At 33.8% G+C, this 23,073-nt stretch carries 21 protein-coding genes, 1 tRNA gene, 1 pseudogene and 1 riboswitch; of the genes and pseudogenes, 14 read left to right on the forward strand and 9 right to left on the reverse strand.

All coding sequences use genetic code 11. The annotated features are described in order from the left end of the window. The first annotated feature begins 32 nt into the window (after positions 1–32). The 7 genes from UMM65_RS06540 to UMM65_RS06570 all read left to right on the forward strand — a co-directional run bounded on the left by UMM65_RS06540 (position 33) and on the right by UMM65_RS06570 (position 7,790). Complete coding sequence (locus UMM65_RS06540; protein WP_321975690.1) at positions 33–1,568, forward strand: RagB/SusD family nutrient uptake outer membrane protein; 1,536 nt, start codon at positions 33–35, stop codon at positions 1,566–1,568. Between the two features lie 207 nt (positions 1,569–1,775). Beyond that, entirely contained in the window at positions 1,776–2,489 is a 714-nt protein-coding gene (locus tag UMM65_RS06545) for a FadR/GntR family transcriptional regulator (protein WP_321975691.1), read from the forward strand. A gap of 188 nt (positions 2,490–2,677) precedes the next feature. Further along, positions 2,678–3,982: an MFS transporter gene (locus tag UMM65_RS06550; protein WP_321975692.1), complete on the forward strand. Its 1,305-nt coding sequence runs from the start codon at positions 2,678–2,680 to the stop codon at positions 3,980–3,982. Between the two features lie 57 nt (positions 3,983–4,039). Continuing rightward, on the forward strand, positions 4,040–4,804 hold the full coding sequence (locus tag UMM65_RS06555) for an SDR family NAD(P)-dependent oxidoreductase (RefSeq protein ID WP_321975693.1): 765 nt from the start codon (positions 4,040–4,042) through the stop codon (positions 4,802–4,804). A gap of 24 nt (positions 4,805–4,828) precedes the next feature. Next, positions 4,829–5,875 (forward strand): sugar kinase, encoded by a 1,047-nt coding sequence (locus tag UMM65_RS06560; protein WP_321975694.1) that lies wholly within the window; start codon positions 4,829–4,831, stop codon positions 5,873–5,875. A 13-nt stretch (positions 5,876–5,888) separates the two neighbouring features. Then, a complete protein-coding gene (locus UMM65_RS06565; RefSeq protein WP_321975695.1) occupies positions 5,889–7,106 on the forward strand; it encodes a 6-phosphofructokinase in 1,218 nt (405 codons plus the stop codon). Between the two features lie 15 nt (positions 7,107–7,121). Next, on the forward strand, positions 7,122–7,790 hold the full coding sequence (locus tag UMM65_RS06570; protein WP_321975696.1) for a bifunctional 4-hydroxy-2-oxoglutarate aldolase/2-dehydro-3-deoxy-phosphogluconate aldolase: 669 nt from the start codon (positions 7,122–7,124) through the stop codon (positions 7,788–7,790). 377 nt (positions 7,791–8,167) lie between these two features. Here UMM65_RS06570 and UMM65_RS06575 read toward each other — a convergent pair whose 3' ends face one another. From UMM65_RS06575 to UMM65_RS06605, 7 genes are all read right to left on the reverse strand, one after another. After that, positions 8,168–9,244: a DUF5074 domain-containing protein gene (locus tag UMM65_RS06575; protein ID WP_321975697.1), complete on the reverse strand. Its 1,077-nt coding sequence runs from the start codon at positions 9,242–9,244 to the stop codon at positions 8,168–8,170. 112 nt (positions 9,245–9,356) lie between these two features. Next, a riboswitch (cobalamin riboswitch) is annotated at positions 9,357–9,567 on the reverse strand. Between the two features lie 278 nt (positions 9,568–9,845). Beyond that, positions 9,846–9,919 (reverse strand) — tRNA-Arg (locus tag UMM65_RS06580). Between the two features lie 229 nt (positions 9,920–10,148). Next, the gene (locus tag UMM65_RS06585) at positions 10,149–10,388 is read right to left on the reverse strand and encodes a putative signal transducing protein (protein WP_321975698.1); all 240 of its coding nucleotides are present in this window, start codon (positions 10,386–10,388) and stop codon (positions 10,149–10,151) included. Positions 10,389–10,422: 34 nt separating this feature from the next. Then, a complete protein-coding gene (locus UMM65_RS06590; protein ID WP_321975699.1) occupies positions 10,423–10,578 on the reverse strand; it encodes an SsrA-binding protein in 156 nt (51 codons plus the stop codon). Between the two features lie 67 nt (positions 10,579–10,645). Next, positions 10,646–11,524 (reverse strand): TonB-dependent receptor plug domain-containing protein, encoded by an 879-nt coding sequence (locus tag UMM65_RS06595; protein WP_321975700.1) that lies wholly within the window; start codon positions 11,522–11,524, stop codon positions 10,646–10,648. 74 nt (positions 11,525–11,598) lie between these two features. After that, on the reverse strand, positions 11,599–12,261 hold the full coding sequence (locus UMM65_RS06600; RefSeq protein WP_321975701.1) for a M56 family metallopeptidase: 663 nt from the start codon (positions 12,259–12,261) through the stop codon (positions 11,599–11,601). 4 nt (positions 12,262–12,265) lie between these two features. Continuing rightward, positions 12,266–12,628: a BlaI/MecI/CopY family transcriptional regulator gene (locus UMM65_RS06605; protein ID WP_321975702.1), complete on the reverse strand. Its 363-nt coding sequence runs from the start codon at positions 12,626–12,628 to the stop codon at positions 12,266–12,268. 142 nt (positions 12,629–12,770) lie between these two features. On the opposite strand from UMM65_RS06605, the gene UMM65_RS06610 reads away from it, so the two are divergent. From UMM65_RS06610 to UMM65_RS06625, 4 genes and pseudogenes are all read left to right on the forward strand, one after another. After that, a complete protein-coding gene (locus UMM65_RS06610; protein WP_321975703.1) occupies positions 12,771–13,724 on the forward strand; it encodes a calcium/sodium antiporter in 954 nt (317 codons plus the stop codon). 127 nt (positions 13,725–13,851) lie between these two features. After that, positions 13,852–16,035 (forward strand): glutamine synthetase III family protein, encoded by a 2,184-nt coding sequence (locus tag UMM65_RS06615; RefSeq protein ID WP_321975704.1) that lies wholly within the window; start codon positions 13,852–13,854, stop codon positions 16,033–16,035. 438 nt (positions 16,036–16,473) lie between these two features. Further along, positions 16,474–16,782 (forward strand): annotated as a pseudogene (locus tag UMM65_RS06620) (M20/M25/M40 family metallo-hydrolase); the annotation flags it as partial. A gap of 73 nt (positions 16,783–16,855) precedes the next feature. Continuing rightward, positions 16,856–17,167, forward strand: coding sequence for a rhodanese-like domain-containing protein (locus UMM65_RS06625; protein ID WP_321975705.1), 312 nt, complete (start codon positions 16,856–16,858; stop codon positions 17,165–17,167). Positions 17,168–17,268: 101 nt separating this feature from the next. On the opposite strand, the gene UMM65_RS06630 is transcribed toward UMM65_RS06625, so the two are convergent. Then, positions 17,269–18,207, reverse strand: a complete 939-nt coding sequence (locus UMM65_RS06630) for a GSCFA domain-containing protein (RefSeq protein ID WP_321975706.1) — start codon at positions 18,205–18,207, stop codon at positions 17,269–17,271. An 18-nt stretch (positions 18,208–18,225) separates the two neighbouring features. Then, positions 18,226–20,865, reverse strand: coding sequence for an alanine--tRNA ligase (gene alaS, locus UMM65_RS06635; protein ID WP_321975707.1), 2,640 nt, complete (start codon positions 20,863–20,865; stop codon positions 18,226–18,228). 122 nt (positions 20,866–20,987) lie between these two features. On the opposite strand from alaS, the gene UMM65_RS06640 reads away from it, so the two are divergent. Genes UMM65_RS06640 through UMM65_RS06650 form a run of 3 tightly spaced genes read left to right on the forward strand, consistent with a single transcriptional unit; the run spans position 20,988 to position 22,920 of the window. Then, positions 20,988–21,959, forward strand: coding sequence for a M23 family metallopeptidase (locus UMM65_RS06640; protein WP_321975708.1), 972 nt, complete (start codon positions 20,988–20,990; stop codon positions 21,957–21,959). Continuing rightward, positions 21,959–22,288 (forward strand): MerR family transcriptional regulator, encoded by a 330-nt coding sequence (locus UMM65_RS06645; protein ID WP_321975709.1) that lies wholly within the window; start codon positions 21,959–21,961, stop codon positions 22,286–22,288. Before UMM65_RS06640 ends, UMM65_RS06645 begins: the two co-directional genes overlap by 1 nt. Positions 22,289–22,305: 17 nt before the next feature. Continuing rightward, positions 22,306–22,920 carry a LemA family protein gene (locus tag UMM65_RS06650; protein WP_321975710.1) on the forward strand — a complete coding sequence of 205 codons (615 nt, stop codon included), beginning with the start codon at positions 22,306–22,308 and terminating at the stop codon, positions 22,918–22,920. The last annotated feature ends 153 nt before the right edge of the window (positions 22,921–23,073 follow it).

The raw sequence follows: 23,073 nt of genomic DNA on the forward strand, positions 1-23,073 counted from the left end.
AAAAGAATATTTTAATTTTAAAAGAAAAAATTATGAAAGTACACAAAATTTTACTGTTATTGATAGGATTGTCAATAATAGGATGTTCCGATTTAGAAGAAGAACCGGTAGGGCTATTGTCTCCAGATGGATTTTTTCAAACTACAGATGATATACAATTGGCGGTAAACGCTTCTTTAACCCATGCTATCAATGAAGAGTTTTGGGGAAGAAAATTATCTATAGCGTTATTGTTACGTTCTGATATGGTTAACCTTAACTCTTCTCAAACACACAGGGTAGAGATGAATATGCATACAATAACTGGAGATAATGAAATGGTTTATGACCCTTGGACCAGAACTTATTTAGGAATAGCAGCTGCGAATAACGCCATTGCCGGAGCTGACCAAGTTACTGCAGATGATGAATTTAAAAATCCAGTTGTAGCACAAGCGTATTTTGCAAGAGCGTTTTATTATTTTCATTTAGTAAGACTGTTTGGTGATGTTCCTTACATAGATGCACCCGCTTCTGATATAGAAGCAGCTAGTACAATAAGTAATACACCAGAAGCAGAGGTTTATGAAAAAATTATTTCAGATTTGGAATATGCTGAACAATGGTTACCAAATATCGTAACTTCTAGAGCTACACCTTCTAAAGCGGCTGCAAAGTCATATTTAGCTTTAGTATATTTAACATTGGCTGGCAATACTTCAGGTAGCCCATATTGGCAAATGGCTTATGATAAAGCTAAAGAAGTGATTACTAACAAGGGAACTTATGACGTAGATTTAGATCCTGATTTCCAGACTTTATTTAATGCTAATAAAATAGATGCTTCTAAAGAGCCAATCTTTGTGTTAGATTATAATAATGTCGAAGCTCCCGATAATGCTTATGACCAAACCGCTCCTATGACAGGTATTAGAGGTGATGATGATGGTGCTGGTGGAGGCTGGTCAGTTGCAACTCCCACCATGGCCGTGTACGACTCTTTTGATCCAGACGATTATAGAACGCGTGTTAGTTTCCAAACAGAGGCTTTAATAAATGATGTTACAGTAGATTATACTAATTTTCAAAGTAGCGGACACGAGCATGCTGTTAATTCACCGTACATAGCTAAATACTTACGTTTTCCAGGAGAATATGCTCGTGGAAATAAAAGAGCAACAAGCCATAATTATTCAATGTTACGTTATGCGGAGGTATTACTAATTGCTGCAGAAGCGGGTGTAGAAATTGGTGCGGCAGATGCAGTTAATTTCCTTAATGAAGTAAGGGGAAGAGCTAGAAATGGTGGCGAATCCACAAATGGAGGATATGTTCCAGTAACTGTTCCGCCAAGTGCAGTTCCTGCAGACCTTTCATCAATAACAGTTAACGATGTATTGGAAGAGCGTAGAATAGAACTCGCTTTTGAAGGTAAAAGATGGTATGATATAAAAAGAAGACAGTTAGGAGACGTAGTATTTAGTGCTTCTGGTTACGAAGGAGCAAAACCAGACTGGAATGCTTCGGTAGACTATGATACTCCAATTCCACAAGATGAGATAGATAGAAACCCTAATCTTGCCAACTAGTCATTAATAAATTTAGTTACTAGGGTATAATTAGGAATAGAAAATATTATTTGAGTTAGTTTAATTTAGGTTTTTACCGACTCCAATAGGGTCGGTAAAATCTAAATTTTAAAAGAAACTAATTAAACATTGATTAGCTGATATTTTTTTTATAAATTTAACTGGAAAAATTGGTTAACCAGTTTAAATAATAAAAATACACAATACATGAATTTAGAAGTAATTACTAAAAATGATAATCAAGAAGTTTTAAACACTATCATTTCTAAAATAAGGGATCTTATTAATTATAAAAATTTAGAACCTGGTGAGAAATTGCCATCAGAGAGAATGTTATCTGAAAAGTTCGGTGTAAGTAGAAGTAATGTAAGAGAAGCGATTCAGAAACTGGAATTTTATGGATTATTAAAATCCATACCTCAAAGTGGAACATTTGTAGCAAATATAGGTGTTACTGCTATGAACGGAATGATTGATGATATTCTAAGTTTGCAAGAACCAGACTTTAAGTCATTAGTAGAAACTAGGATTTTGTTGGAATTAAAAACGGCTGGATTGGCTTCGACAAGAAGATCTAAGAAAGATTTGGTAAAAATTAAAGAGGCATTAGATGCCTATTCCGAAAAAGTAATGGTAGGTGAAGATGCCGTTCAGGAGGATTTACTATTTCATTTAGCTATAGCACAGGCCAGTGGTAACAGTACGTTAAATACCTTAATGTTAATTATAACACCTGAGATTATCACCAATTTCGAAAAACATCATGTTTGCGATGAAAACCAAGCATTTTTAGGAATACAGGAGCATACAGATATTTATAACGCAATTAAAGATCAAAACCCAAAATTAGCAAAACAAAAAATGAAAGGCCATTTTAAAATGTTATATCAATATTGTTATAATGGCAAAGAAGAAATATAGCTAAGGCAAAATGCACGATTTGTCTTTAGAAAATATTTTAAATGGAAGTAGAGCATAGTTCGAGTTCTTATCAGAGTTGAGCTCTACTATAATATTGCTTATTTTTTCCGCAAGCTAAAAATTTAATTTAGAGTTTGTCAATTTATTATATAAAGTAATAATCGGTGCAAGAAAAAAAATAACTAAATATGAAACTAAAAGGATTAAGATGGTGGGTAGTAGGATTTGTAGCTTTGGCAGCAGTTATAAACTATATAGATAGGCAGGCTTTTGGAGCCTTATGGCCTGATATAGCTAAAGATTTATTTCCCGAAATGGATGCAGATGGTCATAAGGCAATCTATGGTACCATATCAGTTGTATTTATACTATCGTACGCTGGTGGTCAAGCCCTTTTCGGTAAAATTTTTGATTGGATAGGTACCAGACTTGGTTTTGCTCTTTCAATCGGTGTATGGTCTATAGCTACCATGTTACATGCATTTGCCCAAGGAGTACTCAGTTTTTCAATCTTTAGGTCAATATTGGGTATTGCAGAAGCTGGTAACTGGCCAGGAGCTGCAAAAGCCAATGCAGAGTGGTTTCCAACTAAGGAACGTGCACTTGCTCAAGGAATCTTTAATTCTGGAGCAGCGATAGGAGGTATAGTAGCTTATCCAGTAATTGGGTTGTTAGCTGTATATTTCGATTGGAAGGCTATATTTATAGTCGTTGCAGTACTTGGTTTTTTATGGCTTCTGCCTTGGTTATTCGTAGTAAAGGCACCGCCAAAAACACACCCTTGGTTGACAGATAACGAAAAAAAATATATTCTTTCGGGTCAAAGAAATCAAGATATTGATGAGGATGGTAATTATGATGAAGGTTATACGCCAGACACTAGTCAATTGCTTAAACATAAAGAAAGTTGGGGAGTAATCATAGCCTCTGCAGCCATTGACCCTATCTGGTGGCTTTTTATAGTTTGGATACCCATTTACTTATCGGAAGTTTTTGGAATGGATGTTAAACAAATTGCATTTTCGGCATGGGTACCTTATGTTGGAGCTATGATTGGAGCTATATTTGGTGGCTTACTTGCCAAAAATAGACTTTCAGCAGGATGGTCTGTTGACAAAACACGAAAAATGACAATCACTTTAGGTTGCTTAATTATGATTCCTTGTTTCTTTCTGTTAAAAGCACCAGCATCTGCAATGAGTGCGGTAATTATTATGGCAGTCTTACTTTTCGGATTTCAAATAGCAATCGGAAATATACAAACACTTCCTAGTGATCTTTATAGTGGAAAAATAGTGGGTACACTATCTGGTTTTGCAGGTATGGCGGCCAAACTTGGTGCAGCTGGACTTACCTACGTTGTTACGTTCATAACAGCAGGAGGAAACTATACACCTGCTTTTATAATAGGTGGGGCTCTAGCAGTAATTGCACTTTTAGCCGTTTGGGTATTATGCCCAAAAATAGAACCATTAAAACCTAAATCTGTGTAAAATTTAAAAAAGAATTCAAAATTAATAGATTATATATTTAAAATTAAAACAACAAAAATGAGTAAAAATAAAGGAAAAGTAGCCGTAATTACCGGGGCTACAGGCGGTATTGGTTTTCAAGTAGCAAAAAGATTAGGAAAAGACGGGTATACTGTAGTTTTAAACGGTATTGAAGATGAAGCCGGTGCTAAAAGAATTGAAGAACTTACTGCAGAAGGAATCACTGCTGAGTATTATGGATTCGATGTTACGAAAGAAGAAGAAGTAACCAAAAATATTAATAAAATTGGCGAAAAATACGGAAGAATTGACGTGCTGGTAAACAATGCCGGTGGGTTAGGTGGAAGATCAAGATTTGAAGACATGACCACCGAATTTTATAGATTCGTAATGGCACTTAATCTTGATTCTGTATTTTTTGCTTCAAGAGCTGCCATCCCTTTCCTTAAAAAAGGAGAAAATGCGTCAATCATTAATTATACTTCAAATGCAGGATGGAACGCAGGAGGACCTGGGGCTGGAATATATGGAACTTCAAAAGCAGGTGTTCACGCAATAACAAGAGCTTTGGCAAAAGATTTAGCTGAATATGGAATAAGGGTAAATGCAGTATCGCCTGGTACTATTGATACACCTTTCCATGCCCAAATCAAATCAACTAAGCCAGAAGTATTTGCCTCTTGGAAAAATAGTATTTTATTAGGTAGATTAGGGCAACCTGAAGAAGTAGCGTCTGTTGTTTCTTTTTTAGCAAGTGATGATGCATCTTTCTTGACAGCAGAAACTATTCAAATTGGTGGTGGACAGGCATTAGGAATATAGACATAGTATTTAAAATTAAACATTATGCAAAAAGTAGTTACATTTGGGGAGATCATGTTGCGATTAGCTCCAGAAGGATATTTAAGGTTTTCACAGGCTAACAGTTTTGATGTTGTATATGGTGGTGGCGAGTCCAACGTAGCGGTTTCACTTGCCAATTATGGTGTTCCGGTCGATTTTGTGACCCGTTTGCCAAAAAATGATATTGGAGAATGTGCAATGATGGAAATGCGAAAGAGAGGAGTGGGAGTCGACAAAATAGTTTGGGGCGGAGACCGCCTTGGTATCTATTTTTTAGAGACTGGAGCAGTTTCGAGAGGTAGTAAAGTGGTTTATGATCGAGCCCATTCTGCCATAGCAGAGATAAAATCGGGCATGATAGATTGGGATGCTGTTTTTGATGGTGTAAAATGGTTTCATTGGACAGGGATTACCCCTGCCATTTCTCAAGGAGCTGCAGACGTATGTTTAGAAGCTGTAAAAGCGGCAAGTGCAAAGGGAATTACTATTTCAACTGATTTAAATTATAGAGCCAAATTATGGACATACTGTGATAATGCAGCTAGAGAAAAGATAATGACAGAACTGACTGCATATTGCGATATTGTTTTGGGTAATGAAGAAGATGCCGAAAAGCATTTTGGTATCCATCCGGAAGGTTTGGATGTCCATAAAGACGGACATGAAGTAAAAGCGGAAGCATTTTTATCGGTCTGCAAACAGATGATGAAAAAATTCCCAAAGGCCAAAAAAGTAATTACCACGTTAAGAGGTTCAATATCCGCATCGCATAATACTTGGGCCGGTGTGTTGTACGATGGTAAAAAAATGTACGAAACCCGTCAATATCAAATTACAGATATTGTAGATAGAGTTGGTGGCGGTGATAGCTTTATGGGCGGATTAATCTATGGGTTGCTAAAATACCCAGAAGACGATCAAAATGCATTGGATTTTGCAGTGGCGGCATCCGCATTAAAGCATACTATAAAGGGCGATGCTAATTTGGTAACGGTATCAGAAGTAGAAAAATTAATGGGCGGTGATGCATCAGGACGGGTAGCAAGGTAACAACCATCTAATTGTGAAAGAATCAATAGCAATCATTTGTGGAGGGGGTCCTGCCCCTGGTATTAATACCGTTATAAGCACATTGGCTAAAACTTTTCTCAAGGATGGCTATGAAGTTATTGGTGTACATCATGGATATAAAGGTTTATTGGCAGACAACCCTGAAATAAAGATTTTTGATTTTCATCATGCTGATCGAATTTTTAGCCGTGGAGGATCTACACTCATTATGAGTAGATTCAAACCGAAAGGCAGCGATTTTAAGGCAGATTTTTTTAAAAAAAATAACGTAAAATTATTGGTTACTATTGGTGGTGATGATACAGCATCTACCGCCAATAGGTTAACCAAATATCTTCAAACCAAAGATTTAACAGTTGCTCATATTCATGTTCCTAAAACTATAGATAACGATTTACCTTTGCCAGATAGAAATCCAACATTTGGTTTTCATACCGCAAAAGATGAAGGTGTACGGATTGGTAATACTGTTTATGAAGACGCCCGAACAAGCGAAAATTGGTTTGTTGTTTCGGCCATGGGACGTTCTGCCGGTCATTTGGCATTTGGTATTGCCTCGGCTTGCCATTTTCAGATGATGATAATACCAGAAATGTTCAATAAAACCAACATTACTTTTGATAAGATAATCAATATGATTATATCTTCCATTGTTAAATGTAAAATAAAAGGGGTTGAATATGGTGTTGCATTGGTGAGTGAGGGCGTATTCCATTTTATGGATGAAGAAGAAATTATCAATTCAGGAATTAATTTCACTTATGACGACCACGGACATCCAGAGTTGGGTAATGTCAGTAAGTCGCATATATTCAATTATTTATTGCAAATTAAATTAAAAGAAATTGGACTGGAAGTGAAATCTAGGCCAGTTGAATTGGGTTATGAATTAAGATGTTGTAATCCGATAGCATTTGATTTAACGCTTTGTACTTTATTGGGTATTGGTGTTAAAAAATTATTTGATCAAGGCAGTACCGGGTGCATAGTAAGTGCAAATTCTAAGGGAGATATTACCCCGTTATTTTTAAAAGATTTTGAAGATGAAAATGGTAAAATTCCTCCTAGATTAGTTAACATAAATTCAGATATGGTTCAACTGTTCATTAACAATCTTTTCTTTATTCAAGAAAAGGATTATAAAGAGGCAAAACAATATTTATCAAATCCAGAGGAATATGATTTCAAAAAAATATTAAATTGGATTTAAAATTAAAACAATAATATGGCACAATTTTCAAGAATAGAAGTCGCAACAGCAATGAAAGAAACAGGAATGATTCCATTGTTTTTTCATAATGACATAGAACTAAGCAAAAAGGTATTAAAAGCCTGTTATGATGGTGGAGCAAGATTAATGGAATTTACCTCGCGTGGCGATTTTGCCCATGAGGTTTTTGGTGAATTGACCAAATACGCCATTAACAAACTTCCCGGAATGATTATGGGGGTTGGTTCAGTAACGGATGCGGCAGCAGCTTCGTTATATATGCAATTGGGGGCAAATTTTATAGTAACGCCTGTTTTACGGGAAGACATTGCCGTTGTATGTAACAGACGAAAAGTATTATGGTCCCCAGGCTGTGGTACATTAACGGAAATTACCAAAGCGGAAGAGTTGGGCTGTGAAGTGGTTAAATTGTTTCCTGGTGATATTTATGGCCCTCAATTTGTAAAAGGTATAAAAGGCCCTCAGCCTTGGACGAGCATTATGCCCACAGGCGGAGTATCGCCAACAAAAGAAAACCTAAAAGGTTGGTTCGATGCTGGAGTAACCTGTGTTGGAATGGGCTCCCAATTAATTTCAAAAGAGATAATTGCAAATAAAGATTTTAAAGGGCTGGAAAAAAAGGTCAAAGAAGCTTTAAATATTATTAAAGATGTTAGAAAATAACTCAGTTATTTTGGTTTTAATTTTTATAATTTAAGGATGTAATCCATTTATTGAGTCGTCCTGAAATAAGTTGTCAGTTTTTAAAATTAAATTAAACCAGAGAAGTTAATTTCTCTGGTTTTTTGTTGAACGAGTTTAAACTTAGAGTAATGATGCAACTTTAGTTCCTTTCAACACATTTTGTTGCATTTAATTATATGGAAAGAGCTCGCCCATAACACTTATACAACATCCTAGATTATGAATTACACTCCACTTGTCCGCTTATTCATGAGAAAAATCCGTTGCGTGGTCAAACTCCAATAATCCTTAGGTAACCTCAAAAGAGTGTTATTAATTAAAAAAGGAGCTAATAATTGATCATTTAGATTTTGCTTTTACGGTTGTTTACCTATATATTCTTTATCTGAGAAAATTATATCTATAGGTGAATTACCCACATTTTTAATTAATTTAGACCGTGTTTTATCTTCATTATAAATGACCAATACACTTTTTTCGGTATCTAAAAAGTCTTCAAGACCCAAAACGTAGACTTTTTTTGTCAATGGGTGTTCTTTAACTAAAGTGGTCAATAGCACATCGTTTAGCATTGGTGTGGAAAATTTTTCAATAGTTTTTGATTTTGTATTAAACCTATAGATTATACCTGAACTTGACTCGCTCCAATAGGCGTTATAACTATTTTTGCTCATAGTCAATAGGCTATTTGTATACAGATTAACATTGTCGTTTGTAATTGTTATGTTTTCAGCAATGGAATAGTCGAAATTTAATTTAATAAAGGAAGCCTTTTCTGTTCTTTTTTCCGTAGCAACCCATATAAAACCATCCGCATCTTTAATTATACCTGATATATGTTCTTTAAATTCTTGAAGAGCTGTAATTTTTTTAGATACAATATCCATAGCTTTTAACGTTTTGCCATCTGCAATTAAAACATTGTTGTTATCCAATAGCAAAGCCGAATTACTTGGTAGCATTTTTGTGGAAATAGTTTCTATGGGAGCACTGATGCCAGTATTTATATTGACATGGCCCAATTGATATTTTTTACGTCTTCCTCTGCCGGTTGAACCAACGATCAATCCTTCATCTTCAGAATACATTAAAAGATTACCAGGGTTATCTATATCGGAATTTGATACTATGCTTTCTTCTGATAATGTTTCTATATTTAGTTGAGAAATAAAATTTGGTCCTTTACGATTAACAATATAAATGCTTTCGTTATCATTATACATTGACGAAGCGTTACCGTTTACAGAGGTATAAACATCAGGAGTGAATGCAAAAGCGGTGTCCAAATGTCCCAAGGAGGTTTTGTCGGATTCAAATGTTAGAATAAAGGTATTATCATAGGTTTCAATAATTTTTGGATTATCAGAATCCGAAGAGCACGAGGCGATAATAAATGCAAATACGATTGCAGTGAAAAGTGTTGGTTTTTTCATTATAATTGTTTAAAAAGTTACAAAGTCAAACAGCCTTTAAGTACACTAGATTAAAGTATATTTAATGAAAAGGTGTTATAAATATATTTTCGCCTTTTATCCGAAAGCAGAAAATAAGAATGTAGTTTTGGCAGGTCTCCTGGCTCGCGTCTTGTTAAAACCTTCCCGTGTTAACAGTGGTGTAAGAATTTAACAAGCATCTTCTTAAAAAGATTTAGCTCACAGTTGCGGATACAGCTCAGGATTCTTAAAAATAAATCACCTGATTCCCTATTAATTTTATTTTTATCATAAAAATAAAAACCAAAACTCGAAAGCAAAGATACTTAAATTCGCTTTAGGAAAAGAGCTTCATTAAAAAAAATTAGGCATAACCTTAGATTTTATGTTTTCAGCTGCATTTACAGAAGCTGTAGCTTTTAACATTCGGTAAAACTAAAAAAATCCATTCCAAAAAAAAGGAATGGACTTTGTGCTTTAGGTGACCTAGGCAAGATTACTCCCTACGCTCATGATTCTGTAAAGCTCCGCTTTGAAAATTAAAAACCCTCAAAATCAAAAAAGCAAGCTTTATAATTTTGCTTGCTTTTTAATTTATTCGTGACCTCGACAGGATTCAAACCTGTAATCTCTTGAGCCGTAATCAAGTGCATTATTCAGTTATGCTACGAGGCCAATTTTTATTTGGAGTGCAAATATATTCCTTTTTTTTGAACTGATTTGAACTTTTTGCATTTTAGCGAAAATTAGTCAGTTTCTGTCCCGTTGAAGACTTTTTTGATTTTGCATAGCCGTGCTATGGAAAGATAAAAAGGAGAAAGTGGGCGTAAAGAGGCAATTTTTTAGCAAATGAGAAGAGTTTAAATCAGTTCATTACTTAAATAAAAGGATATGAGTAATAATTTTAAAGGCCTAGATCTTTTTTGAAATTCTCTAATATTGGTGTTGCTTTTTCTAAATCTTCTTGATAGATAAATAATTGAACTTGAGAGGGGGAACCTCCATAAAAACCTGAACGCAAACCCGATTCAAAATTATTTTTTACCAAAGATGGTATTTGTTGGTCGTCTAAATCTAATTGTAAGCGTTGAATTTCAATTAATGAACCTGTAAAAAATTTAATATGTTTAGAATTATCGTCCATATGATATAGTTTAAGGCAAAGATATAAAAGATTATTATGAGTCGAGACTGTTTTTGGTAACATAATACCGCCAACCTATTAAAGCCAATTGCAGTTTAGTAGCTTTACTCATGTCAAAATCTTTTTTTGATAAACTAGGGAGCAACCATTTGTTTAATTTTGCTAATATTTTGAAAAACTTTTTTTTCATAGTACTAAATTAAACAAAAAAGCTCTCTTTTTAAAGAGAGCCGTTCTGGTCGAGTTAGTATTTTATATTATTCCTTTTTTAAGGCAATTTCAACGACCCCATTTTTGCCTTTGTCGCCATACTTTTCTTCCGCTTTTTTGCCTTTAAAAACATTAATGCTTTCGATATTATCTGGGTCAATCTTGTCCATTTCTTCTTTTGTGATTTCTTTACCATTTAAAATGTATAAGGGTTGTTCTTCTCCAGAAGTTCGTATTTTAAATTTGCTTTCTTTTTGTTCATCACCCTCATCAGTTATAACTTCATATACATCTTCATGTTCACCATCTTCATCTTCTTCTATTTCAATAATTATTTTTTTGGTTTCGACTTTGGTGGTATCACCATCTTTTGTTACCCAAACTTTGGTAGAGGTATGTTCTTCATTCTCATCATCATCTGAAATAAATACATAACTTTTGCCTTTACCTTTTTGTTTTATAATTTTCTTTTTCCCTTTTTTAGAAAAGGCATAAGCATTAGTGTGTTTACCGTCTGAAGACCCAATACTTAAACTATTGTTTTTATTGTCATATTCTATTTTAATAGGGTTAATACCTTCGTTATCATCCGCGGCATAAGCAGCAGATGTTTTGCCGTTTCTTGCTTTAGCATCAATTCTAATGGCGGTTATTTCACCGTCATTATTTCTTTTAATTCCTTTAAATTCAACTTTAAGCCCTTTTTCGGCAAAGGATTTACTGATTTTATCTAATTCGTCGGAATTACTATTTTTTGCCAGAACCATTGCATGAATTTCAACTGTTTTTACAATTGTTTTATGCTCTTCTTTTTCTTGTTGAGCAATTGTTTTAGTATTAAATGCAAAGATAAAAGCTAAAAGTAGCGGTAGTATTAATGCAAATTTCCATTGAGATTTTCGATTTGATTTTCTTGTGTGTAACATAAGTATTCGTTTTTTGATGAATGAACTGTAAAAATTATTGGTGACAGCTTCGTAATGATATGTATTACAAGCTTTTAATAATGTAAATTGATATTGTTTCTGATTCTCTGTTTGTTTGCCGTAACATCCGCTAAAAATTCTAAATTTTGTTGAACAGCTTTTTTATATAGCCGAGCAAAAGGATTAAACCAAAATACAATATTTAAGATATAAGTAAGCAGAGTATCTATTGAATGCCATTGCTGTGCATGGGTTTTCTCATGTGCGATTATTTGATTTAGTTCTACCTCCGTAAACTGATTTTTATTATAAATGATATAATAAAAAAAAGAAAATGGTGAACTATTCTTATCCGTTTCAATTAGTTTGTATTTGTCTTTTCGGATTGCTTTATGTTGAATCAATAGCTTTCTTAGAGAAAGTAGCTGAAAAATAAATTTAAAGCTAAAGAAAACAACACCAATAAAGTAGATCGTCATGAATAGCAGTGACCAATCGAATGTTGGTTCTATAACCACATTAGTTGATGATGCTCCTTCTATGCCGTAAAAATTAAAATTCGATACAGCTTGTTCAACATAAATGGGAATTTCAATTAGTGGTATAGAAATAACAACTATCAATCCCAATAAAAAATAAACACGTATTGACTTAAAAAAGGTTTCATTTCTCAAAAAGGCATAATAAAACAGCCAAAATAAAATAATCAGTGCGTTTGCTTTTAAAAAGTAGTCCATAATGCTATTCTTTTTTAGATTCAATTATTTTTATAATTTCCCGCAGTTCATCTGCACTTATTTTTTCTTCTTTGGCAAAAAACGACACAACATTTTTATAAGAATTCTCAAAATAATTGTCAATTGCATTCAAAAAATAGCGTTTTCTATATTCTTCCTTTGAGACTTTAGGATAGTATCTATGGGTGTTACCAAAAGCTTCATGATCTATAAATTCTTTTTCTTCCATTTTACGGATTACTGTAGAAACGGTATTGTAATGCGGTTTTGGTTTGGGCATTTCAGCAACAACTTCTTTTACAAAAGCCTTTTCTAGTTTCCATAAAATTTGCATAATTTCTTCTTCTTTGGTGGTCAATTTTTCCATATTTTTTATTGTTTGGACAAAAATAAACTATTATTTTAGTTATGCAACTATAAAAATAGTTATTTAATAAATTTTTAACAGAGTTCATTTTAATTCGCTTTAAAAATAAAATCAAACACTATATTTGCCCTAAACAAGACCCATGAGTATTTTTTATTTAATAGTAGGATTAGTATTACTGGTGATAGGTGGTGAGTTTCTAGTAAGATCATCGGTTGGACTTTCCTTTAAATTGAAACTCTCCAAAATAGTTATTGGAATGACAGTGGTTTCTTTTGCCACTTCAGCACCTGAACTATTGGTTAGTTTACAAGCCGCTTTAGATGGTCATCCTGACTTGGCGTTGAGTAATGTTGTAGGTTCCAATATTGCAAATATTGCTCTGGTTTTGGGTATAACTGCTATAATATCTCCCTTAATGGTAGATAAAGATTTTTATAAGATGAATTGGCCTATGATGGTAATTCTATCCATTGCATTATACTTTTTTTTAGTAAACGATAATGTGCTTACACAAATAGAAGGTGGTATTTTATTTATTTCACTTGTGGTGTTCATTTATTTTATGATAAGAGCTTCAAGAAAATTCAACAAAAATGCCATTATTGAAGAGGTGGATGAATCTTTAAGTGAAACTTCTGGAACTAAAATTTTTATTTGGTTAATTATAGGTGGACTTGCACTTTACTTTGGTTCTGAGCTGTTGGTTAAAGGTGCAGTTGATATTGCTACAAAGCTAGGGGTAAGTGAGCGGGTTATAGGCGTAAGTATGGTAGCGTTAGGGACCAGCGTTCCAGAATTAGCGGCCTCTGTAATTGCTGCACTTCGTAAAGAGAAAGCAATTTCTTTAGGTAATTTAATTGGCTCTAATATTTTTAACATAGCTTCTGTGTTGGGATTAACAGCCATTATTACACCTATAAATGTTATTGATAAAGGTCTGCTTACCAATGATATTATATGGATGTTGGTTATTTCAATCATTTTATTGCCGTTGGTTTTACTACCAAAAAAATTAGAAATATCCAGATTTAAAGGATTGTTACTTCTTTTTGCATATATAACGTTTATATACCTTTCTTTTAAAGCATCTTAAATTTTAAAGGGCATATTTTAAAATATTTACAAAAGTGAAATTAATACCCCTAAAAAATTAGGGGTATTGTTTTTTTATATCATATTTTTTGTAGCTTTGGCACTCAAAATTAAAATTTTTATAAAAAATGGCAGTAATTAGATTCAATGCTTTAAAAGAAGCTTTAAATAGAAAACCTGTTGAGGTTGATGAAAGTATTAAACGTTCTGAGTTGTTTGGACAAAATGTGTTTAACGAAAACACGATGCGTCAGTATTTAACCAAAGAAGCCTATAAAGGTGTTATGAGTGCTATAGAACACGGAACTAAAATTGACAGAAAGATTGCGGACCAAGTGGCCGCTTCCATGAAAGATTGGGCCTTATCTAAAGGGGTAACACATTATACGCACTGGTTTCAGCCTTTAACAGGTGGAACTGCTGAAAAGCATGATGCATTTTTTGAAACTATTGGTAACGGCATGGCCATTGAAAAATTTGGAGGTTCTGAGCTGGTACAACAAGAACCGGATGCTTCAAGTTTCCCGAATGGGGGAATAAGAAATACTTTTGAGGCCAGAGGTTATACGGCTTGGGATCCTACTTCTCCTGCATTTATTTACGGTACAACATTATCAATTCCTACCATATTCGTTGCTTATACCGGAGAGGCTCTGGATAATAAAACACCTTTACTTAGAGCATTACAAGCAGTGGATAAATCAGCCACGGCAGTTTGTAAATATTTTGATAAAAATGTAAAAAAAGTAACTTCATCTTTAGGATGGGAACAAGAATATTTTCTAATAGACAAGTCCTTGGCTGCTTCAAGACCTGATATTACTTTAACAGGTCGCACCTTATTAGGACATTCTCCTGCCAAAGGACAACAATTGGACGACCATTATTTTGGGTCGATACCTACAAGAGCGATAAATTTTATGCGTGATTTGGAGACTGAATGTATGTTATTGGGTATACCAGTAAAAACACGTCATAACGAAGTAGCTCCAAATCAATTTGAATTGGCACCTATTTATGAAGAGTCAAATTTAGCTGTAGATCATAATTCTTTATTGATGGACGTTATGGGCAAAGTTGCTTCACGTCATCAATTAAAAGTATTGTTTCATGAAAAGCCATTCGCTGGTGTAAATGGTTCGGGTAAACACAACAACTGGTCACTTTCAACGAATACTGGAATCAACTTATTAAGTCCAGGTAAAACACCAATGAGCAATTTGCAATTTTTAACCTTTTTTGTTAATACGATTAAAGCCGTTTATGAGAATGAAGAGTTGCTTAGAGCTGCAATTGCTTCTGCAAGTAATGATCATAGACTAGGGGCGAACGAAGCTCCACCGGCCATTATTTCGGTATTTATCGGTGAGCAGCTTACAAAAGTTTTAAAAGAGTTGGAAGGTGTTACCAATGGTAAACTTTCTCCTCAAGAAAAAACAGAACTAAAGTTGAACGTTGTAGGTAAAATTCCAGATGTCTTATTAGATAATACAGACAGAAACAGAACTTCACCTTTTGCCTTTACAGGTAATAAATTTGAGTTTAGAGCTGTTGGTTCTACTGCCAATTGTGCTATACCAATGACAGTTTTAAATACAATCGTTGCCAAACAATTAAAAGATTTTAAAGTGGAAGTTGATTCTTTAATCAAAAAGAAAGATTTAAAGAAAGACGAAGCCATTTTTAATGTATTAAGAGAATATATTAAAGAATCTAAAAAAATATTGTTTGAAGGAAATGGTTATGGCGAAGAATGGGAAAAAGAAGCTAAAAAGAGAGGGTTAAGTAATAATAAAACCACTCCTGAAGCTTTAAAAGCTCAAATTTCTAAAAAAACCATTGCTTTATATGATGAAATGGAAGTAATGAGTAAGGTTGAAATTGAAGCTAGACATGAAATAGAGCTAGAAGATTACACCATGCGTATACAAATTGAAGGTAGAGTATTGGGTGATATTGCAAGAAATCATGTTATTCCAACGGCTATACAATATCAAAATACACTGATAGAAAATGTGAAAGGATTAAAAGAGATTTTTGAGCACGACTATAAAAAGGTTGCTGGTGAACAAATTGAACTTATTAAAGAAATATCTAATCATATTGCTGAAATAAATTCAAAAATCAATGCAATGATCAATGAGCGTAAAAAAGCGAACAAACTAGAAGGGCAAAAAGCCGCTGATGCTTATTGCAACAAGGTAAAACCTTATTTTGACGAAATAAGATACCATTGTGATAAATTAGAGATTATGATTGATGATGAGCTTTGGACTTTGACTAAATATAGAGAAATGCTTTTTACTAGATAGAAGGTCTTAAGTTAAAAATTTGGATAAAATAAAAAACTCCTCATGGTGAAGCCTTGAGGAGTTTTTTATTACCCCCCTTTTAGGGAGGTCGCAATTGTATTTCGCAATTGCGGGCGGGGTAAATAAAAAATTTCAGTTTTGTTACTGATAATAAATTGAAATTTGAATGACACAATGTTGTTATTTCATATTTTTCCTGTTCTAAGGAATTTTTTATTCCCGCCTTGAGCGGGATTTTTTTATATCTTTAGAGAAAATTATCGTAATATGAACAAACCAATTATCTTATTCTTAGCTATATTTTCTATTGGATTATATGCTCAAAACCAAAAAACTTTAAAGCTAATTGATGATATTGAACCTCAAATGATAGAATGGCGGAGACATTTTCATGAAAACCCTGAACTATCAAACAGAGAATTCAAAACGGCTGAAAAAATAGCTGAAGGATTACCAATTACTTTTAATGACCCAAAATTAACGGAACAAATGTTACCATCCCTTCAAAAATCAGCAGGGTTGGAAAATGTAAAATTGGTGAACGCCGTTACTGGTGCTGAAGATTTTTCATTTTTCCAAAAAGAAGTACCCGGACTATATTTTTTCCTAGGCGGTAAGCCTATGGATGTAAAACCAGAAGATGCTTCCGACCATCATACTCCAGATTTTTTTATTGACGAAAGTGGTATGAAGTTAGGCGTTAAAACTTTTGTAAATCTAACTTTAGATTATTTGAATAAAAAGTAAAGCGTTACTTCAGTTACTTAACAAAAAAAATAATTAATTACATTTGCATTCTTAAAATCTAAAAAATAGAACAATGGGATTATTTAATATGTTTAAATCGGACAACACAGATAATGTAAGTGAATATTTAGATAAAGGAGCAATTGTTATTGATGTAAGAACAGTTGCTGAATATAATGACGGTCATGTAGAAGGTTCAAAAAATATTGTGTTAGATACCATTGAAGACCATATTGATGAGATAAAAGCTTTTAACAAACCCGTAATAACCTGTTGTAGAAGTGGAGCTAGAAGTGGAAATGCTGCAGATATTTTAAATGAATATGGTATTGACTGTATCAACGGTGGTCCTTGGCAAAACGTAGCGAAACATATTGATTCTTAAAAGGTTTTATGTGAAGGTATCTGCCTGTCTTTTCGAGTGAATTTTCGAGGAACGAGAAAATTTGTATCGAGAAGTTCCATTACCAAACGAACATTTTGAACTTAAAATTTAATTGCAGGATATTTTTCCCTAAAGGCTAATAATTTCTTATTCGTTGCCACTATAAATTTTTTATGGTTCTCACTTTGCGGATGAATAGGTCTATGCCCCAACTCTTTTTGAAGTTGTTCAATTTCTGACATTGTTTTAATAGTATCTTCAGTCATAAAAGCATTGGTAAACTTTTCCCAAATATAGTTGATGGCCAATTTGTTAGGATGAACCATATCTTCTTTATAAAAGCGATAATCGCGTAAATCGTCCATCATAATTTCATATGCTGGAAAATAGGCAACATCATTGCCTTTTATTATTTTATGAATGGCAGTAAGCAAATGGGCTTTGCTCAATTGATTCTCCACAAATCCATCCTTTAAATGTCGAACAGGGCTCACTGTAAAAGTTACAGAAATGCTTTTATTAACGCTTTTTACCAATTCAAGAATTGAACCCAGACTTTTTTCAATTTCAGCTACCGATAGCAATTCTTTTTTAAATTTTTTTTGTGGAATTTTATGGCAATTGGCAACCACTTCATTTGTCTTTAAATACCTGTAAACCCAAGCTGTACCTAATGTTATAAATATATGGGTTACCTTTTTTAAAGCTTCATAAAATTCAATTACATTTTCGTTTTTCTCTTTTAATTCTGGTGTTGGGCCTGAAAATTTGGAATGGTGATTAAAACTATGCCATAAACCGTCATAGTGGAAAAGGTCATCTTCATGGTATTGTTTTTTATCTATTGCTTCTTTAATAACATTTTCAATCGAAACAGGATTAAACAAAATGCCATTGGGGTTCACAAAATTCTTAAACTTGTAATAGTTTAATTTATCACCAATATTATCTGAAAAACAAGAACCAATCATAATGATATTACTATCATAAGTAATTGGTTCAGGGTGTTTATTTGTCGGTATTTCGGTTTTCAGTTTCATTGAAATATTTAAATAAACTTATAAATACTCCTTCGCTTTCTCTAACGCGGCTGCAATCCCTTCAGGATTTTTACCACCAGCAGTTGCAAAGAATGCCTGTCCACCTCCACCACCTTGAATTAGTTTACCCAATTCTCGTACAATATTTCCAGCATGTAATTTGTCATTGGTAATACTTTTCGAAATATAAATGGTCAAAATAGCTTTTCCATCATTGTTTGAGCCTGCAATAAAGAACAAATCGTTAATTTCGCCACCGAGTTGAAATGCCAAATCTTTAACACTATTGGCATCTAAATTTACTTCAGTGCTTATAAAGTTTATACCGTTTATTTGTTCAAAATTTTGCTTCAATTCCTCTTTAAGGTTTGAAGCTTTGTCTTTTAATAAATTTTCAATCTGCTTTTTTAGATTGGTATTTTCTTCTTGTAAATTTTCTATAGCTTTTACGGGTTCTTTGTGGTTTTTTAATACTTGCTTTACGGCTTCGTAATTCTTATCAATGTTAACAAAATAATCGCCAACAACTGAATTTGTAATGGCTTCTATTCGTCTAATTCCCGATGCTATAGCACTTTCCGATTTTATTTTAAAATACCAAATATCGCCGGTTTGTTGCACATGAGTTCCACCGCATAATTCAATGGATTTTCCGAAGCGGATGGCTCTGACGCTATCACCATATTTTTCTCCAAATAACGCCATTGCACCTTCGTCCAAGGCTTCCTGCATAGGGATGTTTCTTTTTTCTACCAATGGTAAATTTTCACGAATCCTGGCATTTACAAAATCTTCTATTTCTTGCAGTTGATCAGGTTCGACTTTAGCAAAATGCGAAAAATCAAACCGTAATGATTTTGGTTTTACCAAAGACCCCTTTTGCTCTACATGATCGCCTAAAACTTTACGTAGAGCTTGATGCAACAAATGTGTTGCCGTATGGTTACTTGCTGACAATTTTCGATGCTCTTCATTGACCACAGCCTTAAATATTTCAGATGTGTTTTTCGGTAAGTTTTTAGCATAATGAACAATCAAATTGTTTTCTTTTTTGGTATCCAAAATGTAAATCACATCGCCATTGCTCATTTCAATATGACCTTTATCACCGATTTGTCCACCGCCTTCGGGATAAAATGGGGTCATATTAAAAACCAATTGATACATTTCGCCATCTTTTTTGGTGGTAACTTTGCGGTAACGGGTCAGTTTTACGTTGGCACTCAACGTATCATAACCGATAAATTCTTCTTCATCGTCTTCTATCAAAATTGTCCAATCGGAAGTTTCAACGGCAGAAGCTGCTTTAGAACGGTCTTTTTGCTTTTGCATTTCTACATTAAAACCATCTTCGTCAACGGTATAACCTTTTTCTTTAGCGATCAGCTGGGTTAAATCAAAAGGGAACCCATAAGTATCATAGAGTTCAAAGGCTTTTGCTCCAGAAATATTATTACTTTTTGCATTATCAATAATTCTATCTAACAACAAAAGTCCTTGGTCCAATGTCTTTAAAAATGAATTTTCTTCTTCTTTTATTACATTATGAATTAATAATTCCTGACTTTTTAATTCAGGGAAAACATCGCCCATTTGTTTGGCTAATGTTTTGGTCAATTTGTAGATAAATGGCTCTTTTTGGTTTAGAAAAGTAAACCCATATCGAATGGCTCTACGTAAAATTCTACGGATTACATACCCTGCACCCGTATTGCTTGGCAACTGTCCATCAGCAATTGAAAAAGCAACGGCACGCACATGGTCAACAATAACCCTGATTGCAATATCAATTTCCTCTCCCGAAGCGTCGGGATTTCCATAATTGTGATTTGTAATGGTTTCTACCTCTCTGATTAAAGGCGTAAAAACATCAGTATCATAATTTGAGGTAACGCCTTGCAATGCCATGCAAAGTCGCTCAAACCCCATGCCTGTATCAATATGCTTAGCGGCTAAATTTTCTAGAGAACCATCGGCTTTTCTGTTGTATTGCATAAAAACCAAGTTCCATATTTCTACAACTTGCGGATGGTCTTTATTGACTAAATCTTTCCCTGGAATGTTGGCTTTTTCTTCATCAGATCTTAAATCCACATGAATTTCAGAGCATGGGCCACATGGACCTTGTGCTCCCATTTCCCAAAAATTATCTTTTTTATCACCATTTATAATTCGGTCTTCGTCAATATGTGTTTTCCATAAATCAAAAGCTTCTTGATCAAAATCAAGTTTATCGGCTTTATCACCCTCAAAAACAGTAACATAAAGGTTGTTTTTGTCAATTTTGTAAACATCGGTAAGTAATTCCCATGCCCACGCTATGGCCTCTTTTTTAAAGTACCCGCCTGCCGGCGAGGCAGGATCACCAAAACTCCAATTGCCCAACATTTCGAACATTGTGTGGTGATAGGTATCAATACCCACTTCTTCCAAATCATTGTGTTTGCCAGATACGCGTAAACATTTTTGGGTATCGGCAATACGTTTATCTTTTATGGTTTTTTGTCCTAAAAAATATTCTTTAAATTGAACCATACCCGCGTTGTTGAACATTAACGTTGGGTCGTTTTTTAAAACCAATGGGGCAGAAGGAACTATTTTATGTTCTTTATTTTTAAAAAAATCTAAAAATTGTTGTCTGATTTTTTGAGAGGTCATGATGAATTGATTATCAACTAAAAAAATTAAGTACTTTTACTTTACAAAACATTTTGTAACTTTGTTTGTTATACAAAACAAGAATGTATTTTAAATGCTACAAAAATAGCATATTTTAATCTATGGCTAAAGTAAAATATTATTACGATTCAGATACTTTATCTTATAAAAAAGTAGTATTACGAAAACGCGATAAATTTAAAAAACTCCTTGTGTTTTTTTTAGGTGCAATTTCTTTTGGCCTAATTTTTATGTTTATTTCCTTTCAGTTTATAGAATCCCCTAAAGAAAAAGCCCAAAAACGCGAATTAGAGAATTTAAAATTACGTTATGGACTGTTGGATAAAAAAATGGCACAGATTGAAGATGTGTTAGAAGGTATTCAACATAGGGATAATGATATATACCGTTTGTATTTTGAAGCTAACCCCATACCTGAAGAACAAAGAAAAGCCGGTTTTGGCGGTGTTAACAGATATAAATCTTTGGAAGGTTTTGAAAATTCCGAAATGATAATTGATGTTACCAAAAAAATGGACATATTGTCTAAGCAGCTTTATATTCAGTCAAAATCTTTGGATGAGATTATTAAACTGGCGGAAGACAAAGAAAAACTATTAGCTTCCATTCCTGCAATTCAACCTGTTAACAATGAGGATTTAACACGAATGGCATCGGGTTACGGTTGGCGTTCCGACCCATTTACCAAAGCCAGGAAAATGCACAAAGGAATGGATTTTACCGCTCCGACTGGCACTCCCATTTATGCTACTGGGAATGGAGTTGTTGATAGGGCAGATAATAATGCTTCTGGTTTTGGTGAGCATATAGAAATAGATCATGGTTTTGGGTATAAAACCATTTATGCACATTTGAGCAAGTATAATGTAAAGAGAGGGCAGAAAGTAAAACGCGGCGATCTCATTGGTTTTGTGGGCAATACAGGTAGGTCTTCCGGACCGCATTTGCATTACGAGGTTCATAAAAACGGAAAACCCATTAACCCTATTAATTTCTATTATGGAAACTTAACACCAGATGAGTTTGAACAAATGTTAAAAATGGCTGCTCAAGAAGGACAATCTTTTGATTAATGAATATAAACTTACCAGATAAAAGATATTATAAAATTGGCGAAGTTGCCAAAGCTTTTAACGTAAATGCTTCCCTAATTCGATTTTGGGACAAAGAATTTGACGTTCTAAAACCTAAAAAGAATAAAAAGGGCAACAGGATGTTTACGCCCGATGATATTAAAAACCTACAAATGATATATCATCTGGTAAAAGAAAAAGGTTTTACTTTGGAAGGTGCTAGACAGAAATTAAAAACAAAACCCGATGAGATCAAAGACAATTTTGATATTATCACAAAATTGGAAGCGGTTAAAGGTGAACTCATAAAAATTAAAAACCAACTATAAAATTAAATACTCAAATCATGAAAAAATTACTTATTCCTATTATAATACTTGCCGTTATAGCATTTGGTATTTACCGTTGGGCGGTCGGGTTTAACAATACCGCTGTAGAATATGAGGCTAATGCAAAAACGGCTTGGTCTGATGTAGAAAGCTCTTATCAACGCAGAAATGATTTAATAGGTAATTTAGTGAAAACCGTGCAAGGTGCCGCGGATTTTGAAAAAGAAACGTTAGAAGGGGTTATACAAGCAAGGGCAGAAGCTACAAAAACAACCATAAATGCTGGTGATCTGACCCCAGAAAATATGGCACAATTTCAACAGGCTCAAAGTGGATTAACGGGAGCTTTAAGCAAATTAATGGTGGTGGTAGAAAGATATCCCGAATTAAAAGCAAATCAAAACTTTTTGGAATTACAAAGTCAGTTAGAAGGCACAGAAAATAGGATAAATGTGGCTCGTGACCGTTATAATGAAAAAGTCAATATTTACGATATTCATACAACTAAATTTCCTGGTAAATTATTGGCAGGATGGTTTGGATTTGATGAAATGCCTCGATATAAATCAGATCCTGGTTCTGAAAATGCACCAGACGTAGATTTTGATTTTAGTGGAGATAAGGAAGAGTGATCTAGTTATGAGTGCAGAGTTATCAGTTCGGAGTTTCCGAAACTAAGATTATTCTTTTTTTTGCGAAAATCAGCGAAATCAGCGGGAAATAATCATATTTCAATTTTCTAAGTTTGTTGTTTGCATTAAAAATTCTGAAATCGAGACTCGTTG

The sequence above is a fragment of the Aureibaculum koreense genome, assembly GCF_034296135.1.
Classification (GTDB): domain Bacteria; phylum Bacteroidota; class Bacteroidia; order Flavobacteriales; family Flavobacteriaceae; genus Aureibaculum.

Bases quoted from the DNA above. Each gene is read 5' to 3' on its own strand.
- UMM65_RS06560 (WP_321975694.1), top strand. From the start codon at position 4,829: ATGCAAAAAGTAGTTACATTTGGGGAGATCATGTTGCGATTAGCTCCA.
- UMM65_RS06610 (WP_321975703.1), top strand. From the start codon at position 12,771: ATGAGTATTTTTTATTTAATAGTAGGATTAGTATTACTGGTGATAGGT.
- UMM65_RS06590 (WP_321975699.1), bottom strand. From the start codon at position 10,578: ATGAAAAAAAAGTTTTTCAAAATATTAGCAAAATTAAACAAATGGTTG.
- UMM65_RS06595 (WP_321975700.1), bottom strand. From the start codon at position 11,524: ATGTTACACACAAGAAAATCAAATCGAAAATCTCAATGGAAATTTGCA.
- UMM65_RS06540 (WP_321975690.1), top strand. From the start codon at position 33: ATGAAAGTACACAAAATTTTACTGTTATTGATAGGATTGTCAATAATA.
- UMM65_RS06640 (WP_321975708.1), top strand. From the start codon at position 20,988: ATGGCTAAAGTAAAATATTATTACGATTCAGATACTTTATCTTATAAA.
- UMM65_RS06570 (WP_321975696.1), top strand. From the start codon at position 7,122: ATGGCACAATTTTCAAGAATAGAAGTCGCAACAGCAATGAAAGAAACA.
- UMM65_RS06555 (WP_321975693.1), top strand. From the start codon at position 4,040: ATGAGTAAAAATAAAGGAAAAGTAGCCGTAATTACCGGGGCTACAGGC.
- UMM65_RS06650 (WP_321975710.1), top strand. From the start codon at position 22,306: ATGAAAAAATTACTTATTCCTATTATAATACTTGCCGTTATAGCATTT.
- UMM65_RS06630 (WP_321975706.1), bottom strand. From the start codon at position 18,207: ATGAAACTGAAAACCGAAATACCGACAAATAAACACCCTGAACCAATT.
- UMM65_RS06615 (WP_321975704.1), top strand. From the start codon at position 13,852: ATGGCAGTAATTAGATTCAATGCTTTAAAAGAAGCTTTAAATAGAAAA.
- UMM65_RS06575 (WP_321975697.1), bottom strand. From the start codon at position 9,244: ATGAAAAAACCAACACTTTTCACTGCAATCGTATTTGCATTTATTATC.
- UMM65_RS06645 (WP_321975709.1), top strand. From the start codon at position 21,959: ATGAATATAAACTTACCAGATAAAAGATATTATAAAATTGGCGAAGTT.
- UMM65_RS06625 (WP_321975705.1), top strand. From the start codon at position 16,856: ATGGGATTATTTAATATGTTTAAATCGGACAACACAGATAATGTAAGT.
- UMM65_RS06600 (WP_321975701.1), bottom strand. From the start codon at position 12,261: ATGGACTACTTTTTAAAAGCAAACGCACTGATTATTTTATTTTGGCTG.
- UMM65_RS06545 (WP_321975691.1), top strand. From the start codon at position 1,776: ATGAATTTAGAAGTAATTACTAAAAATGATAATCAAGAAGTTTTAAAC.
- UMM65_RS06605 (WP_321975702.1), bottom strand. From the start codon at position 12,628: ATGGAAAAATTGACCACCAAAGAAGAAGAAATTATGCAAATTTTATGG.
- UMM65_RS06550 (WP_321975692.1), top strand. From the start codon at position 2,678: ATGAAACTAAAAGGATTAAGATGGTGGGTAGTAGGATTTGTAGCTTTG.
- alaS (WP_321975707.1), bottom strand. From the start codon at position 20,865: ATGACCTCTCAAAAAATCAGACAACAATTTTTAGATTTTTTTAAAAAT.
- UMM65_RS06585 (WP_321975698.1), bottom strand. From the start codon at position 10,388: ATGGACGATAATTCTAAACATATTAAATTTTTTACAGGTTCATTAATT.